The sequence below is a fragment of the Paeniglutamicibacter sp. genome (genome assembly GCF_046714615.1).
GTDB lineage: Bacteria > Actinomycetota > Actinomycetes > Actinomycetales > Micrococcaceae > Paeniglutamicibacter.
On the sequence record NZ_JBKKAP010000141.1, the window covers coordinates 46,016 to 59,558 of the forward strand.

The following is a 13,543-nucleotide window of genomic DNA, read 5'->3' on the forward strand; positions in this document are numbered from 1 at the left end:
TGGTAGGGCCGATCCAAATGCCGGAAGGCAAGGTCTTTACGCTTGCTGCGTGGCCAACAATAAAATTCCCGGCAAGAAAGCGAAGCAACCTTCGGCGAGTGCCCCCGGGCCCGGTAAAGCCTCGGATTCGGAACAGCGAGCCGCGGCAGACCCGTCACCGGGCCCCACCGCCCGCGCAGGCGATGAACCATCCAACCAGCTCTCGAAAAAGACCATTGGAAGGTTGATCCGTGTACCACTCACGAGTCCAAAGGCTTGGATATTCATCCTGGCCTGGTCCATTCCAGCGGTGTCGATAGCCGCTTATGTTGCCCTGCCCTCCGTCCAGCATCTCGTTGACACCGTTCTCGGTGGTTTCTGGCTCGTAATCTCGGTGGAGATTCCTGCCTACTTTTTCACTACGGGGGCGACCCTAATCGTCGCAGCTGTGGCTTGGCGAGCGCTCAAGCAAAAGCAAGCAGCCGATCGCAAGAGTGAATGGTGGCGACGGACGCAATATGCCTTGGACCAGTTGGTTTCAGGAAATAGGAAATCGAATTTTCTGGGGACGGATCTCATAGAATTTCTTGCGCGCGACCATGACGATAACCCGGAACTGGTTGACGAAGCGGATCGAGTTCTTTTCAAAGAGGTGATCGAGAGACTCCCGATGCTCATAAGCAGCGAGGATAAGATGGAGAAGAACGCCAAGGAGGAAAAGACATGAGTTCAGACCCAATCGAGTCGCGGACTGCAGCAACCGAGCCTCCAAACGCCGCTTTGCTGAAGCGCGTTCATGAACTCTCTGAAACGCTCAACGCGATGGTCGCAGAGGACGAGAGACGAAAGCAGGCCTTGGCCGAGCTCACGCGATTTGAGCGTTTTTTCGTCGTGCATATGGGTGCCAAGATTCCCTACGCAAAGAAGTGACACTCCCTCCGTAGAAGTACTATGCGGTGCGTGAATTGCGCACACTCGAAGACGCGGCTTTCCACCAACACCTTTGTCGTACGGATCGACGCCGAGTCCTAAAGCTGCGATCCATACCCGCGTTGTGCGGTGCGTCCTGCGCACCAGTACCCTGAGTAGATGACCAATGCACCAGAAATTGCCCAGTGGATCCTTGATGCGATCCACAAAGAAAAGACAGTCCACCAGGAAGCCCTTGTGCCACGCATTGCGGAGGCCTTCGGCGACGAGTGGGTCTACACCAACGAAAACGGGCACCCGGCCATCAACCGCGACGTCCTGAAGTCCTTGCGCAAGTTGCGCGATGCCTCGGTGGCCTGGAATCGCGAGGAACGCTGCTGGAACGTCGTCGACGCCAGCTAGCACCACCGAGGGGCCGCCGGAATCCGTAATCCTCCGGCGGCCTTTTTGCTGCCCTTTTGTTCCCCGGCCGCCCATCGGATCGGGGAACTACGCATCGGGGCCGCGGCACAGGTAGCCGCGACAGCATCGGCACACCGCGGCGCGGCGTTCGAGGCCTGCCGAGAACTGTTGGAGGCAGCCGGGGAGGCATTTGCGCACCTCTCTTACGAGCTGCAATTCCCGCAGAACTTTGAATTTCGGCCTGGGGGCAGCCCGGCTGCGGCTTCGGCGCTGGCCGGCGGCTTTCGGTGATCGCTGTGTGTCGCGGTGCTGGTTTCGCGTTGGTCGTCAATCGCAAAGGTCGCGAGTCCTTTCAGCCGAAGTAGCTCTGTCTGGCGTTATCTGTACCGCCCCGTTTTGTCAGTCGTTGGGTATTTGTTTGACCCACGTAAACTTGCAGGCCAGATAGGGGCCACCCGAGGGAGAGAGGATAGGTTGCCGCTTGCTCGCCGCCGAGCAACGTCACAGACTCAAGGAGAGTTCCCCATGACTTTTGATCGCAGACGAATGCTCACAGGATCGGCCGGGGTAGGAGCCATCGCCTTGGCCGGGCTGGTGGCCAGGCCCGCAGCGTCCGCCGCCTCTGCCATCCCGGCGGGCGGAATGCTGCCCAGCGCCCCGGCAGGTTCCCCGGACAAGGTCGCCCTGGATGAGAAGTACTGGAAGCAGGTGGCCAAGCACTTCAAGATGACCGATGCGACGGTCAACTTCGAAAACGGCTACTTCGGTGCGAACCCGACCAACGTGCGGACCGCCTACGCCGAGGCGACCGCGCGGATCCAGGAGGAAAATTCCTGGTTCATGCGCCGCGATTTCGGGAAAGAGACATCGGCGGTGCGCGAACGAATCGCTGCCGAACTGGGCTGCTCGGTTGATGAGATCGCTGTGACCCGAGGTGCCACCGAGGCGCTGCAGGCCATCATTGGCGGGTACAACAAACTCGCCCCGGGCGATGCCGTAGCCTACGCGGACTTGGACTACGACTCGATGCAATACGCGATGAACTGGCTGCGTGACCGTCGCGGCGTCGACGTTATCCGCACGGCCATCCCCGAGCCGGCCACCCGCCAGTCCGTCTTGGACTACTACGAGCGGCTGCTCGTCGACAACCCCAAGATCAGGCTCTTGCTACTCACCCATGTCTCGCACCGTACCGGGCTGGTCCCGCCGATCGGCGAAATCTCCGAGATGGCCGCCGCACGTGGCGTCGACACCGTGGTTGATGCCGCCCACTCCTGGGGCCAGTTGGATTTCAACGTCGCCGACTTGAAGAGCCCGTTCATAGGCTTCAACCTGCACAAGTGGATCGGTGCACCGCTGGGCGTAGGCTTCCTCTACATTCGCAAGGATCGGCTCGCAGACATCGACAGGCACTTCGCGGACGAGGACTACGGTGTTAACGACGTCCGCTCGCGGATACACACCGGCACAACCAATTCCGCGAACCTCCTCGCCGTGCCCGCCGCGTTGGACTTCCACCGTGCCGTCGGCGCCGCAAACAAGCAGGCCCGCCTGCGCCTGCTCCGAGACCGCTGGGTGCACCAGGTCCTCGACGTGCCAAACCTGCAGATCCTCACGCCCGAGGATCCGAGCATGTACGGAGCCCTGACGTCGTTCCGGATCCAAGGGAACACCACATCCGCCCAGTCCACGGCCATCACCAAGTACCTGAGCGATGAATGGGGCGTCTTCACGGTCCGCCGTGGCGGCGTGGAGCGCGGAGAAGTCATCCGCGTGACACCCGCGTTGTACAACACGATGGACGACGCAGACCTCTTTGCCCGCGCCGTTCGTGCCGCCGCCTCGAAGTTCTGAGGTGCCAGTTGCCATGATGGCGCGGGGTCCATCTGGCCAGCGAGTGGGCCCATGCCACCAAGATAGATAACCAAGCCTGGATTCTTGCTGGCTGGAGATTCAACGTCCTGTGGGACGGTAGCTGAATGGTGTCATGACAAAATCACGATTCGTGTACCTGGCAGCAACGTGCGAGCGCTCGGTAGTCCCCGCCGCCGATCCGTCCCACTGCTCGGCGGCGGCGGGGCACGAGAGAAGAGATCCCTGGAGGTGGGGGGCCATGGGCGATGCGCATCCAGCTGCGATCGTGAAAGTAAGGCATCCCACGACGCTGAATGGGCCAGCAACTGTCATCGAGGCGGGGACCCAAATAATTTCCAGATAAGCTGGAAGCCATGAGTGCACCACTGAAAGTCGCCGTCCTCGGCGCATCGGGACGAATGGGAGCCGAGGCCGTTAAGGCCGTCGGCGCCGCCACGGACATGGAACTTGTTGCCGCGCTGGGTCGCGGAGATTCCCTGGAAATCCTGTTGGAGACCGGAGCCACCCACGTGGTGGAACTGTCCGTCCCGGCAAGCACCGAGGAAAACGTCCGCTTCGCCGTCGAACACGGTATCCACGCGGTTGTCGGCACCACCGGCTGGGATGACGCCAAGCGCGAGTCCTTGACCGCACTGCTGGCCGAGCACCCCGGGACCGGCGTGCTCATCGCCCCGAACTTCGCCCTGGGATCGGTGCTGGCCTCGGCCTTTGCCGCCACCGCGGCACGCTACTTTGAATCGGTGGAAATCATCGAGCTGCACCACCCCAACAAGGTTGACGCGCCCTCGGGCACCGCGGTGCGCACCGCCGAACTGATTGCCGCCGAACGCGCCGCCGCCGGCGTGCCGGCAAGCCCGGACGCCACCGAAACCCAGCTGGACGGTGCCCGCGGCGCGGTGGTCGACGGGATCCACGTGCACTCGGTGCGCCTGCGCGGACTGGTCGCTCACCAGGAGGTCCTGCTCGGCGGGGAAGGCGAGCAGCTCACGCTGCGCCACGACTCCTACGACCGAGCCTCCTTTATGCCCGGCGTGCTGCTGGGCCTGCGCACCGTCGCCTCGCGCCCGGGGCTGACCTACGGCCTTGACGGCTACCTCGAGTTGGGACGCTAGAAAAGTATGAAAACCAAGATCTGGGTCGGCGCCATCCTGCTGCTCTTCGTGTTCTACCTGGTCGCGGCGTTCGGCTCGGCGGTCCGCTTCATCTCCGCCGACGAACCCATTGCCAAGGTCATCGGCGTCGCCGCCCTGGTGGTCCCGCTGGTCGGGGTGTGGATCCTGGTACGCGAGGTGCTCTTCGGTGCCCGCACCCAGAAGATGGCATCGATCCTTGCCACCGAGGGCCTGCTGCCCGAGGACAAGCTGCCGCGCACCCCGTCGGGGCGCATCGTCAAGGCGGCGGCCGACGAGGACTTCGTCCAGTACAAGGAAGAGGCCGAGGCCAACCCCGTCTCCTGGAAGTCCTGGCACCGCCTGGCCCTGGCCTACGATGCCGCAGGGGATCGGCGCCGTGCCCGCGAATCGATGCGCACGGCCATCGGCTTCTATCTGGCCGACAGCAAGTAAACAGCTCCGAGGCACGATCGATGCCCCCTTGAACGGTTCGCAAAGAACCGCTCAAGGGGGCATTTCCATGTCCGCAGGCACCACATTTCTGGACGTGGTGCCCTGCATCGTCTTGGATGGTTCAATGGCCACCCGGTGAAGGGCCTCGGCGCGGTTCACGTGTCATTCATGCCGCATTCATTTCCCGGTGATCGAATCTGATCGGGCTACACCCCCGTGCGCCACCGCGTCACGGAGAGACAGACGACCGAGGGAAATCATGAAGAAAAGCGCAACGGCGGCTTTCGCCACCGTGACCTTGGCAGCGGCGATGGCCGTGGGGGCAATCGCCCCGGCCTCGGCTGCAGTCGACGAAACGACGTCCATCGAGAAAATCCAGGGCACGGGTGCCGCGAGCAGAATGGTCGGGGAGCAGGTCACCATTCGCGCGGTGGTCACCGGTGCCTACGCCGAGGGCGGCATCCGCGGCTTCTATGTCCAGGGCGCGGGCACCGGAAGCGAGGTTTCCGCTGAGGGCAGCTCGGGGATCTTCGTCTACTCGCCAAGCGGGGTGGCCAAGGTTGCCGTGGGCGACCACGTCGAGGTTTCCGGGACGGTCGGGGAATACTTCGGGCTGACCCAGCTCAGCGCCTCGGCCTCCGGCATCGCGGTGCTCACCGAGCCGGCCGATGCCGTCAAGCCCCTGGCCATCGACATTCCCTCCTCGGACACCGAACGCGAGCGCTTCGAATCCATGCTGGTCGATCCGCAGGGACAGTGGACGGTCGCCGACAATTATTCGCTGAACCAGTTCGGTGAAATGACCCTCGCCGAAGGCTCCAGCAAGATCCTGCCCGGCGAGCGCACCCTGCGCCAGGCCACCGACGCCTTCGCCCCGGGCAGCGCCGGTGCCCAGGCCCTGGAGGCCGAGAACCAACGACGCGCCCTGGTGCTGGACGACGGCGCCACCTTGAACTTCCTCGGATCGAACAACAACAAGTCCGTCCCGCTGCCCTACCTTTCGGCGGGCCACCGCGTCAGCGTCGGTGCGCAGGCCACCTTCACCGGGCCGGTGATCATGGACTACCGCTACGAACTGTGGCGGCTGCAGCCCCAGGGGCAGGTCACCGGGGCCGAGGATGCCGATATCCCGGCAGTCTTCGCACAAACCACGGCCGAGGAGCCGGCGGAGGTTGGCGGAAATCTCAGTGTCGGCAGCTTCAACGTGTTGAACTACTTCACCACCACCGGGAGCCAGCTTTCCGGCTGCACCTACTACACCGACCGCGCCGGCCAGCCGGTCACGGTGCGCGGCGGCTGCGACGCACGCGGTGCAGCGAACGAGGAAAACCTGCAGCGCCAGCAAGCCAAGATCGTCTCGGCACTGAACACGTTCGACGCCGACGTCGTGGTGCTGGAGGAGATCGAAAACTCCGCCCGCTTCGGGCTCGATCGCGACCACGCGCTGGGAACCCTGGTGGAGGAGCTGAACCGGGCAGCCGGCAAACAGCAGTGGAAGTTCGTGCCAAGCCCGGTGGCAGTTCCCGCCGACGAGGACGTCATTCGCACGGCGATGATCTACAAGAACATCGAGGTGAAGCCCATTGACGAGTCGGTGATCCTGGATGATGCGGCGTTCGACAATGCACGCGACCCCCTGGCCCAGGCCTTCCAGCGCGTGGGCGGAAATGCCCAGACCCGCTTCCTGGTCGTGGCCAACCACTTCAAGTCCAAGGGCTCGGACCCGAAGGACGGCTCGGCGAACGCCGACAGGGGAGACGGTGCCGGGGCCTGGAACGCCGCACGCGTGGAGCAGGCCAAGGCCCTGGTGGGATTCGCGGAGGGACTGAAGAAGGAACGCAACACCAACAAGGTGCTGCTTGCAGGGGACTTCAACGCGTACTCCGCCGAGGAACCGATCCAGGTCCTGGCCGGGGCCGGATACGTGGATCTTGGTGCAGCCGCGGATACCCGCAGTTACCTCTTTGGCGGCCGCACCGGCTCCCTGGACCACATTCTTGCCTCACGCGAGGTGGCGCAGCAGGTCACCGGACAAGACATCTGGAACATCAACGCCACCGAGTCCGTGGCCTACGAGTACAGCCGCTACAACTACAACGTGGCACAGCTGTTCTCCCCGGACCAGTTCCGCTCGTCGGACCACGATCCGGTGCTCGTGGGTCTGGAGCTGAATAAGTAGTAGGAGCCTGGAAAGAATCCGGTGGATCGAGATGATCCGCCGGTTTCTTTCCGTTAATGAAGTTGCTCCGCTCGATTTTGCCTGGCTCGATGGTCGGCGCAACGACGCTTGAACGGCTTGCGGCTGGCGAGGCTGACTTCGTGTCTGCCCGTGTATTGCAGCTACGCGAGATCTTCGGGAGCCGCAATTGATTCACCGCCATATTTTCCGCGGCATTTTCGCTTGGGCCGAGCATCTGAGGATCACTGGCTTGGCCCATTGGTGCGAAAGCCGACCACAACGTTTCCGAAGTCGGTATAGTTCTGGCCAAAATTGACCATAACTATACCGAAAACGGTATAGTTATGGCATGGATAGGAGTGTTGCCGACTACGCGGCGGAGGCCGACGTCTCTGAGAGGCGCGTCAGGAAACTGGCCGAATCCGGAAAGATTGATGCCTTCAAGGTCGGTAGAGCGTGGATCATTCGAGAGCCGGTTTCCAAACATGCCCAACGCCGAAAATCGGGCGGTCGACCATTGACCGAAGAGAGCGCTTGGGAGCTTGCACTCATGCTTGATGGCTATGTAGCTGAGTCCCACAGACCCTCTAGGGCGCGTGCGAGGATCAACCAGCTCAAGCATGATCAAAGTCTTCGGGACGAGCTTGGTGCTTGGCTCGTCGATCGGGCCGAGGCCAGGCATTTCCGGGCCCCGCCCGGCGATCTCGGGGACATGCGTGAAGACAACCGCCTGCTGGCGACCGGCGTCTCCCATCCGGACTCAGGGTTGCTTCAGGCTCAAGAGCATGAAGCCTATGTGGTGCGCCAGGAGTTTCAAGACGTGGTCGACGACTACATGCTGATGCCATCGACGCCCGATAAGTCGAACGTCATACTTCGTGTCATCAGTGGCCCGGTTGCCCCTCGCGCTGTACCTCGCTTGCTGATCGCAGCCGATTTGATGGATCGGGGCACCGCCAGGGAACATGCCGCCGCCCGAGAGATTCTGGAAAAAGCGCTGATATAGGGCTCTGAGGTCTGCCTTGGATTTCCCCGGTCGGCGGTTCAAAAGACCGGACTTGAGGCCATCTGTCTACGCTGGGAGCATGACGACAATCCTGCACCTGGCCGAACTGGATTTCTGGGAACAAGCCCAAACCACCGGCGTCTATCGGCAGTCGACACGAGGGGCGACCCTTGAGCAGGTCGGCTTCATCCACTGCTCGTCCCCGCAACAGCTGCAGGCGGTCGCTGCCTACATCTATGCCGATTACTCGGGCGATCTGATGGTCTTGGAGCAGGACGGCTTCGCAATCGCCGCCGCGGGAATCGAAATCCGCTTCGAGGACGGCGGAGACGGCCAAATGTTTCCCCACCTGTACGGCGAGCTGAGGACCGAGTGGGTGCGGGCGACGCACCGGGCGGCCATGGACTCCGGGGCGCTGTGCGCACCCGGCCTCGAAAGCGCGAGAGGGGGTACTTCGTGACCGTGCCATCACCGCAGGAAAACGGCGTTCCGCCCCGCGGCAGAAAGCCGGTCGCCACTTGGACCCTGATGCTTCTTGCCGTGGCCGTCACGCTGCTGCTGCCCGACTGGACAGGAACCGGTGCCCTTCTGCCGGCGTGGTTCATGGCCGCGCCCATGCTTCTGGGGCTGGTGGGTGCTTGGCTGGCATTCCGTTTCGGACGGCTCGGCTGGGCGATGGCCTCGGGCATCCTGGGATTGGTGCTGGTTCCGGGCCTGCTGCAGACCATCGTCCTGGTTTCCGGTCCATAGGCAGCGGGGGAGACCGTGTGGACCGTGGAAGCAGCAGTCCTGAATGGGTAGGGTAAGAGTCATGACGATGAACGCGGGAGAAACGTCCACGCTTCGTGTGCTCCGGTTCGTTGAACAGGATTTGCTTGCGCGAGCCACGTTGGGAAACATGAACTGGCCGGGTCCCAGGTTCACACTCGAGCAAATCGCCCGGATTCCTGCCATGGCGCACTATTTCACCGAGTGGCCCGGAACCAAGGACTTCGGCCTTGTCGCGGAAGACGCGAAAGGCAGTGCTGTCGGTGTCGTTTGGCTGCGCTACTTCGCGGCTGCCAGCCCGGGCTATGGCTTTGTCGATGAGTCGATCCCTGAACTCTGTCTCTGGGTTGCCGAGGCGCAACGGCGGCGCGGACTCGGAAACCGTCTCATCGCCGGAATCCTCGAACAGGCACGTTCCAGCGCATTGCCCGCGATCAGCCTCAGCGTCGAAACGGGAAACCCCGCGCGTTTCCTCTATGAGCGACACGGGTTCGCTCCCGCCGGATTGGGTTTCGACCCGGGAACCCTCGTCCTCTACCTCTAACCCGGTCGCCGGGCCGTCATCGACGGTTCACCACCGTCCCGCGTCAGCGAAGGAACCTGCGCATCGGGGTTCCTTTTCGGCCCCAGCGTCGTCTTCTCGTCGTTGAATTCCGTTGCCGCGCGCACCGGTGGCACCATCGATCCACGACGTCACCGGCGAACGGAACCGGCAATAGCGGGACCAGGATCGGGTCGCAGGCCTTTAGCTGCTGCGTCCCAGCGTCCGCGACACCGCATGCACCAGCGCCTCGAGCGGTCCGCGGCGCCCCAGGAACTTGAAGACCAGCCCTGCAAGCAGGCAGCCGACCGCGTAAATGATGTACAAGCCGGTGCGCGGCAGCGGGGCGGAGAAGTCGCTGAAAAGATCCAGTGCCAACAGGTGCGCGGCATAGAGCGTGAGCGTTGCGGCGCCGGCCCCGGTCAGTGGCCAGAGCAGCATCTCGCCCACCGACCCGAGCAGTGCTGACAGGGCCATGCAGAGCAATTGAGCGGCGCCCAGCGCCGCCAGCGCGCAGCCAACGACGTGCAGCGCATCCAGCGGGGCGCCCGAATGCGGTGCCGAGATCGCCAGGAACCAGACGCTGTCTGCGGCATCGCGCAGGCGCTGGCCGGTCACCAGCGCCACCGACAGATCCTTGGATCCCAGGTTGGCTGCTTCGGTGAGCGAGGCGAACGCACCGGGCTGGGCGAGCAACCAGGCCGAAAGCGCCTTGGCTCCCACCGCGAGCGCTGCGCCCGCCACGCCAATGGCCAGGGCCACCGGGGGACGGGCCAGTGCCAGGCGCCCCACGCAGAGGCCCGCCAGGATGAAACCGAACCAGAGAAGCAGCGGGTAGTAGCCGGTGAGCAGCAGGTCGGCCAGGAACACCGCGGGGGTGAACAGGTCCTCGGGCAGCGGGGAGGCACCCAGCCGGTGCGGATCGAGCAGCTCCATGGCCCAGGGGCGGGCCAGATACAGGGCAAGGGGGGAGAGGAGCAGCCAGCCGGCTGCCCAGAAACCCAGCGTGCGGGCGCGCATCCCCAGGAACGGGATCGCACACAGGAACAACACCGCGTAGTGCACCAGGATGACAGCAACATTTGTCTCGAGCATGCCCAGTCCCAGCCCAAGCACGAAGACCAGCAGTGCCCGCACTGCAACCGAGCGGCGCACCCCCGCAAGCTTGGGCGCACCGATGTTCCCGGAGCCGCCGGAGAACAGTGCGAGCCCCACCCCTGCCAGCACCACGAAGAGCGCCGAGGCCCTGCCGGAGAACAGGGTGGCGGCCCATGTGGCGGCCGGCGATCCGTCGGCGTCCAGGATCCGCAGCGGCATGATGTGCACCGCGACCATCCCCAGCAGCGCGAGCCCGCGGGCAGCATCCACACCGGCGATGCGCGTGCGTGGTCCGGCCGCGGCGGTGCCCGGAGCGCGGTGGCGGGTGCCGCGGGAGGAGAATTGCGTCATGTTTACAGCCTAAACGCCTGCGCCGAATCAATCCTTGGTGCGTGCAAAGTGTAACCTTGGAGTCATGGCTGAATCTGGATTGCATACCCCGCGCAAGAACTACACCTTCGGAACGGTGCTCACCGCCATGGTGACCCCTTTCAAGGACAACGGGGAGGTCGACTACGACGCTGCAGCCAAATTGGCCACCAAGCTCGTCGACGACGGCTGCGACGGCCTGGTCGTCACCGGCACCACCGGGGAAACCTCGACGCTGACCGACGAGGAAAACCTCGGCATGTTCAAGGCCGTGAAGGACGCCGTGGGGGACCGGTGCAAGGTCATCGCCGGAACCGGCACCAACGACACCGCGCACTCCATCTCGCTGTCCAAGCGCGCCGCGGAAATCGGCGTCGACGGCCTGCTGATCGTCACCCCGTACTACAACAAGCCCTCCCAGGCCGGCGTCAAGGCCCACTTCGAGGCCATCGCCTCGGCCACCGAGCTTCCCGTGATGCTCTATGACATCCCGGGCCGCGCCGGAATTGCGATCAGCCCCGAGACCATCATCGCGCTGGCACAGCACCCGAACATCGTGGCGCTGAAGGACGCGAAGGCCGACTACCAGTCCACCACCACGGTGCTGGCGAACACCGACCTCGACGTCTACTCGGGCGACGACGGACTGACCCTGCCGCTGATGGCTGCAGGCGCCGTCGGCGTCGTCTCGGTGACAGCCCACATTGCCGCGGCCCAGTACCGCATCCTGGTCGACGCGATGCTCGCCGGGGACCTGGCAACCGCCCGCAAGGCCCACTTCGAGCTGGACCCGATCCAGCGCGCGGTGATGAGCCACGTCCAGGGCGCCGTTGCTGCAAAACACATTCTTAACTGGCAGGGAGTCCTGCCGAACACCGTGGTCCGGCTGCCGCTTGTGGCACCGTCGGAAACGGAACTCGAAACCATCCGCACCGATTTGCGCGAGGGCGGATGGGAGCTCTAGAAAGGTAAGTTATTCATGACCGATTCCTCCGTTGGGACCACCGATACGGTGCTTCACAACCTTCCGCCCAAGCTCAAGCCGGGCACCTTGCGCATCGTGCCGCTCGGTGGCCTGGGTGAGATCGGGCGGAACATGGCCGTCTTCGAAATCGACGGCAAGCTGCTGATCGTCGACTGCGGACTGCTCTTCCCCGAGGAGCACCAGCCGGGCGTGGACGTCATCCTGCCCGATTTCAGCTACATCAAGGACCGCCTCGATGACGTCGTCGGCGTCGTGCTCACGCACGGCCACGAGGACCATATCGGTGCCGTGCCGTACCTTTTGCGCCTGCGCGGGGACATCCCGCTGATCGGCTCGCGCCTGACCCTCGCACTGATCTCGGCCAAGCTGGAGGAGCACCGCATCAAGCCGGTGCTGCGCCAGGTTGCCGAGGGCGACGTGGAGACCTTCGGCCCGTTCGAGACCGAGTTTGTTGCAGTCAACCACTCGATCCCCGACGCGCTTGCCGTCTTCATCCGCACCGAGGCCGGCAACGTGCTGCACACCGGTGACTTCAAGATGGACCAGCTGCCGCTCGATGGCCGCATCACAGACCTGCGCCACTTCGCCCGCCTGGCCGACGAGGGCGTGGATTTGTTCATGCCCGACTCCACCAACGCTGATGTCCCCGGTTTCACCACCGCGGAAAAGGAAATCGGCCCGGTGCTCGAGGCCCTCTTCGGCCGTGCGCGCAAGCGCATCATCGTCGCCTCCTTCTCCTCGCACATGCACCGCGTGCAGCAGGTCATCGACGCCGCACAGGTCCACGGGCGCAAGGTGGCCTTCATCGGCCGCTCCATGGTGCGCAACATGACCATCGCCGAGAAGCTTGGCTACCTGCACATCCCCGCCGGGATCCTGGTGGACATGAAGAACGTGGACAAGCTGCCCGACAACAAGGTCGTGCTGATGTCCACCGGTTCGCAGGGCGAGCCGATGGCCGCGCTCTCGCGCATGGCCACCGGCGACCACCGCATCCAGGTCGGCCCGGGCGACACCGTCATCCTGGCCTCCTCGCTGATCCCGGGCAACGAGAACTCGGTGTTCCGCGTGATCAACGGGCTGATGCGCCTGGGTGCCGACGTCATCCACAAGGGCATGGCCAAGATCCACGTCTCGGGCCACGCCTCGGCAGGCGAGCTGTTGTACTGCTACAACATCATCCAGCCGCTGAACGTGATGCCGATTCACGGCGAAACCCGCCACCTGATCGCCAACGCCCGCCTCGCGGCCCAGTCCGGCGTGCCGGCGGAGAACGTGCTGCTCACCGAGGACGGCTCGGTCGTCGACCTCAAGGACGGCGTCGCCAAGCTCGTCGGCCAGGTCGACTGCGGCTACGTCTACGTCGATGGCTCCAAGGTCGGCACCATCACCGACGAGGACCTCAAGGACCGTGTCACGCTCGCCGAGGAGGGCTTCATCTCCGTCATCTCGGTGATCAACCGCCAGTCCGGCAAGCTGATTTCCGGACCCGACATCCACGCCCGCGGCGTGGCCGAGGACGATTCGGTGTTTGACGAGATCAAGCCGAAGATCGCCGAGGCCATCGAGGAAGCGGTGCGCAACAACCCGACGCACACCACGCACCAGCTGCAGCAGGTAGTGCGCCGCGTCGTCGGCTCGTGGGTCTCGCGCAAGCTGCGCCGCAAGCCCATGATCGTCCCGGTCGTGCTCGAGGCCTAGGCCTTACGCCCTCCCGCTTGTACACAGGTACCCCGCATCGGTTTTTGCCGGCGCGGGGTACCTGTGTCTTGACTCGAATTCCATTCGCTCGCAGATACCTGCAACCTTGGCTGCATGACGATGAGCGCCGATGCGCGGAGCGAAT

Annotated in this window: 15 protein-coding genes; 14 read left to right on the forward strand and 1 reads right to left on the reverse strand. The window is 63.9% G+C overall.

Translation table 11 applies throughout. The annotated features are described in order from the left end of the window. Nucleotides 1-49 precede the first annotated feature (49 nt). The 12 genes from ACLQ7E_RS16250 (at nucleotide 50) to ACLQ7E_RS16305 (ending at nucleotide 9,248) form a co-directional block, all read left to right on the forward strand. A complete protein-coding gene (locus tag ACLQ7E_RS16250; RefSeq protein ID WP_411733606.1) occupies nucleotides 50-706 on the forward strand; it encodes a hypothetical protein in 657 nt (218 codons plus the stop codon). Then, a complete protein-coding gene (locus ACLQ7E_RS16255) occupies nucleotides 703-909 on the forward strand; it encodes a hypothetical protein (RefSeq protein ID WP_411733607.1) in 207 nt (68 codons plus the stop codon). The genes ACLQ7E_RS16250 and ACLQ7E_RS16255 overlap by 4 nt, the downstream gene beginning before the upstream one ends. Before the next feature lie 159 nt (nucleotides 910-1,068). Continuing rightward, nucleotides 1,069-1,311, forward strand: a complete 243-nt coding sequence (locus tag ACLQ7E_RS16260; RefSeq protein WP_411733608.1) for a DUF6953 family protein — start codon at nucleotides 1,069-1,071, stop codon at nucleotides 1,309-1,311. A gap of 45 nt (nucleotides 1,312-1,356) precedes the next feature. Beyond that, on the forward strand, nucleotides 1,357-1,602 hold the full coding sequence (locus tag ACLQ7E_RS16265; protein ID WP_411733609.1) for a molybdenum cofactor biosynthesis protein MoaE: 246 nt from the start codon (nucleotides 1,357-1,359) through the stop codon (nucleotides 1,600-1,602). Nucleotides 1,603-1,836: 234 nt separating this feature from the next. Then, complete coding sequence (locus tag ACLQ7E_RS16270) at nucleotides 1,837-3,165, forward strand: aminotransferase class V-fold PLP-dependent enzyme (RefSeq protein ID WP_411733610.1); 1,329 nt, start codon at nucleotides 1,837-1,839, stop codon at nucleotides 3,163-3,165. A 374-nt stretch (nucleotides 3,166-3,539) separates the two neighbouring features. Then, nucleotides 3,540-4,298, forward strand: a complete 759-nt coding sequence (gene dapB, locus ACLQ7E_RS16275) for a 4-hydroxy-tetrahydrodipicolinate reductase (RefSeq protein ID WP_411733611.1) — start codon at nucleotides 3,540-3,542, stop codon at nucleotides 4,296-4,298. A 6-nt stretch (nucleotides 4,299-4,304) separates the two neighbouring features. Beyond that, on the forward strand, nucleotides 4,305-4,751 hold the full coding sequence (locus ACLQ7E_RS16280; protein ID WP_411733612.1) for a hypothetical protein: 447 nt from the start codon (nucleotides 4,305-4,307) through the stop codon (nucleotides 4,749-4,751). A 259-nt stretch (nucleotides 4,752-5,010) separates the two neighbouring features. Next, a complete protein-coding gene (locus tag ACLQ7E_RS16285) occupies nucleotides 5,011-6,930 on the forward strand; it encodes an ExeM/NucH family extracellular endonuclease (protein ID WP_411733613.1) in 1,920 nt (639 codons plus the stop codon). Between the two features lie 349 nt (nucleotides 6,931-7,279). Next, complete coding sequence (locus tag ACLQ7E_RS16290) at nucleotides 7,280-7,936, forward strand: helix-turn-helix domain-containing protein (protein ID WP_411733614.1); 657 nt, start codon at nucleotides 7,280-7,282, stop codon at nucleotides 7,934-7,936. A gap of 79 nt (nucleotides 7,937-8,015) precedes the next feature. After that, complete coding sequence (locus tag ACLQ7E_RS16295) at nucleotides 8,016-8,396, forward strand: DUF952 domain-containing protein (protein WP_411733615.1); 381 nt, start codon at nucleotides 8,016-8,018, stop codon at nucleotides 8,394-8,396. Beyond that, on the forward strand, nucleotides 8,393-8,686 hold the full coding sequence (locus ACLQ7E_RS16300; RefSeq protein WP_411733616.1) for a hypothetical protein: 294 nt from the start codon (nucleotides 8,393-8,395) through the stop codon (nucleotides 8,684-8,686). The genes ACLQ7E_RS16295 and ACLQ7E_RS16300 overlap by 4 nt, the downstream gene beginning before the upstream one ends. A gap of 61 nt (nucleotides 8,687-8,747) precedes the next feature. Then, nucleotides 8,748-9,248 carry an N-acetyltransferase family protein gene (locus tag ACLQ7E_RS16305; protein ID WP_411733617.1) on the forward strand — a complete coding sequence of 167 codons (501 nt, stop codon included), beginning with the start codon at nucleotides 8,748-8,750 and terminating at the stop codon, nucleotides 9,246-9,248. A gap of 201 nt (nucleotides 9,249-9,449) precedes the next feature. Here ACLQ7E_RS16305 and ACLQ7E_RS16310 read toward each other — a convergent pair whose 3' ends face one another. Further along, the gene (locus ACLQ7E_RS16310) at nucleotides 9,450-10,694 is read right to left on the reverse strand and encodes a heparan-alpha-glucosaminide N-acetyltransferase domain-containing protein (protein ID WP_411733618.1); all 1,245 of its coding nucleotides are present in this window, start codon (nucleotides 10,692-10,694) and stop codon (nucleotides 9,450-9,452) included. A 64-nt stretch (nucleotides 10,695-10,758) separates the two neighbouring features. On the opposite strand from ACLQ7E_RS16310, the gene dapA reads away from it, so the two are divergent. Together dapA and ACLQ7E_RS16320 are read left to right on the forward strand one after the other, a co-directional pair. Continuing rightward, complete coding sequence (dapA, locus tag ACLQ7E_RS16315) at nucleotides 10,759-11,676, forward strand: 4-hydroxy-tetrahydrodipicolinate synthase (protein WP_411733619.1); 918 nt, start codon at nucleotides 10,759-10,761, stop codon at nucleotides 11,674-11,676. 15 nt (nucleotides 11,677-11,691) lie between these two features. After that, nucleotides 11,692-13,398 (forward strand): ribonuclease J, encoded by a 1,707-nt coding sequence (locus ACLQ7E_RS16320; RefSeq protein ID WP_411733620.1) that lies wholly within the window; start codon nucleotides 11,692-11,694, stop codon nucleotides 13,396-13,398. The last annotated feature ends 145 nt before the right edge of the window (nucleotides 13,399-13,543 follow it).

What these genes read in the sequence shown, in the direction of transcription:
- ACLQ7E_RS16255 (WP_411733607.1), top strand. Translation starts at nt 703, where the DNA reads ATGAGTTCAGACCCAATCGAGTCGCGGACTGCAGCAACCGAGCCTCCA.
- ACLQ7E_RS16280 (WP_411733612.1), top strand. Translation starts at nt 4,305, where the DNA reads ATGAAAACCAAGATCTGGGTCGGCGCCATCCTGCTGCTCTTCGTGTTC.
- dapA (WP_411733619.1), top strand. Translation starts at nt 10,759, where the DNA reads ATGGCTGAATCTGGATTGCATACCCCGCGCAAGAACTACACCTTCGGA.
- ACLQ7E_RS16270 (WP_411733610.1), top strand. Translation starts at nt 1,837, where the DNA reads ATGACTTTTGATCGCAGACGAATGCTCACAGGATCGGCCGGGGTAGGA.
- ACLQ7E_RS16320 (WP_411733620.1), top strand. Translation starts at nt 11,692, where the DNA reads ATGACCGATTCCTCCGTTGGGACCACCGATACGGTGCTTCACAACCTT.
- ACLQ7E_RS16295 (WP_411733615.1), top strand. Translation starts at nt 8,016, where the DNA reads ATGACGACAATCCTGCACCTGGCCGAACTGGATTTCTGGGAACAAGCC.
- ACLQ7E_RS16285 (WP_411733613.1), top strand. Translation starts at nt 5,011, where the DNA reads ATGAAGAAAAGCGCAACGGCGGCTTTCGCCACCGTGACCTTGGCAGCG.
- ACLQ7E_RS16260 (WP_411733608.1), top strand. Translation starts at nt 1,069, where the DNA reads ATGACCAATGCACCAGAAATTGCCCAGTGGATCCTTGATGCGATCCAC.
- ACLQ7E_RS16305 (WP_411733617.1), top strand. Translation starts at nt 8,748, where the DNA reads ATGACGATGAACGCGGGAGAAACGTCCACGCTTCGTGTGCTCCGGTTC.
- ACLQ7E_RS16310 (WP_411733618.1), bottom strand. Translation starts at nt 10,694, where the DNA reads ATGACGCAATTCTCCTCCCGCGGCACCCGCCACCGCGCTCCGGGCACC.
- ACLQ7E_RS16290 (WP_411733614.1), top strand. Translation starts at nt 7,280, where the DNA reads ATGGATAGGAGTGTTGCCGACTACGCGGCGGAGGCCGACGTCTCTGAG.
- dapB (WP_411733611.1), top strand. Translation starts at nt 3,540, where the DNA reads ATGAGTGCACCACTGAAAGTCGCCGTCCTCGGCGCATCGGGACGAATG.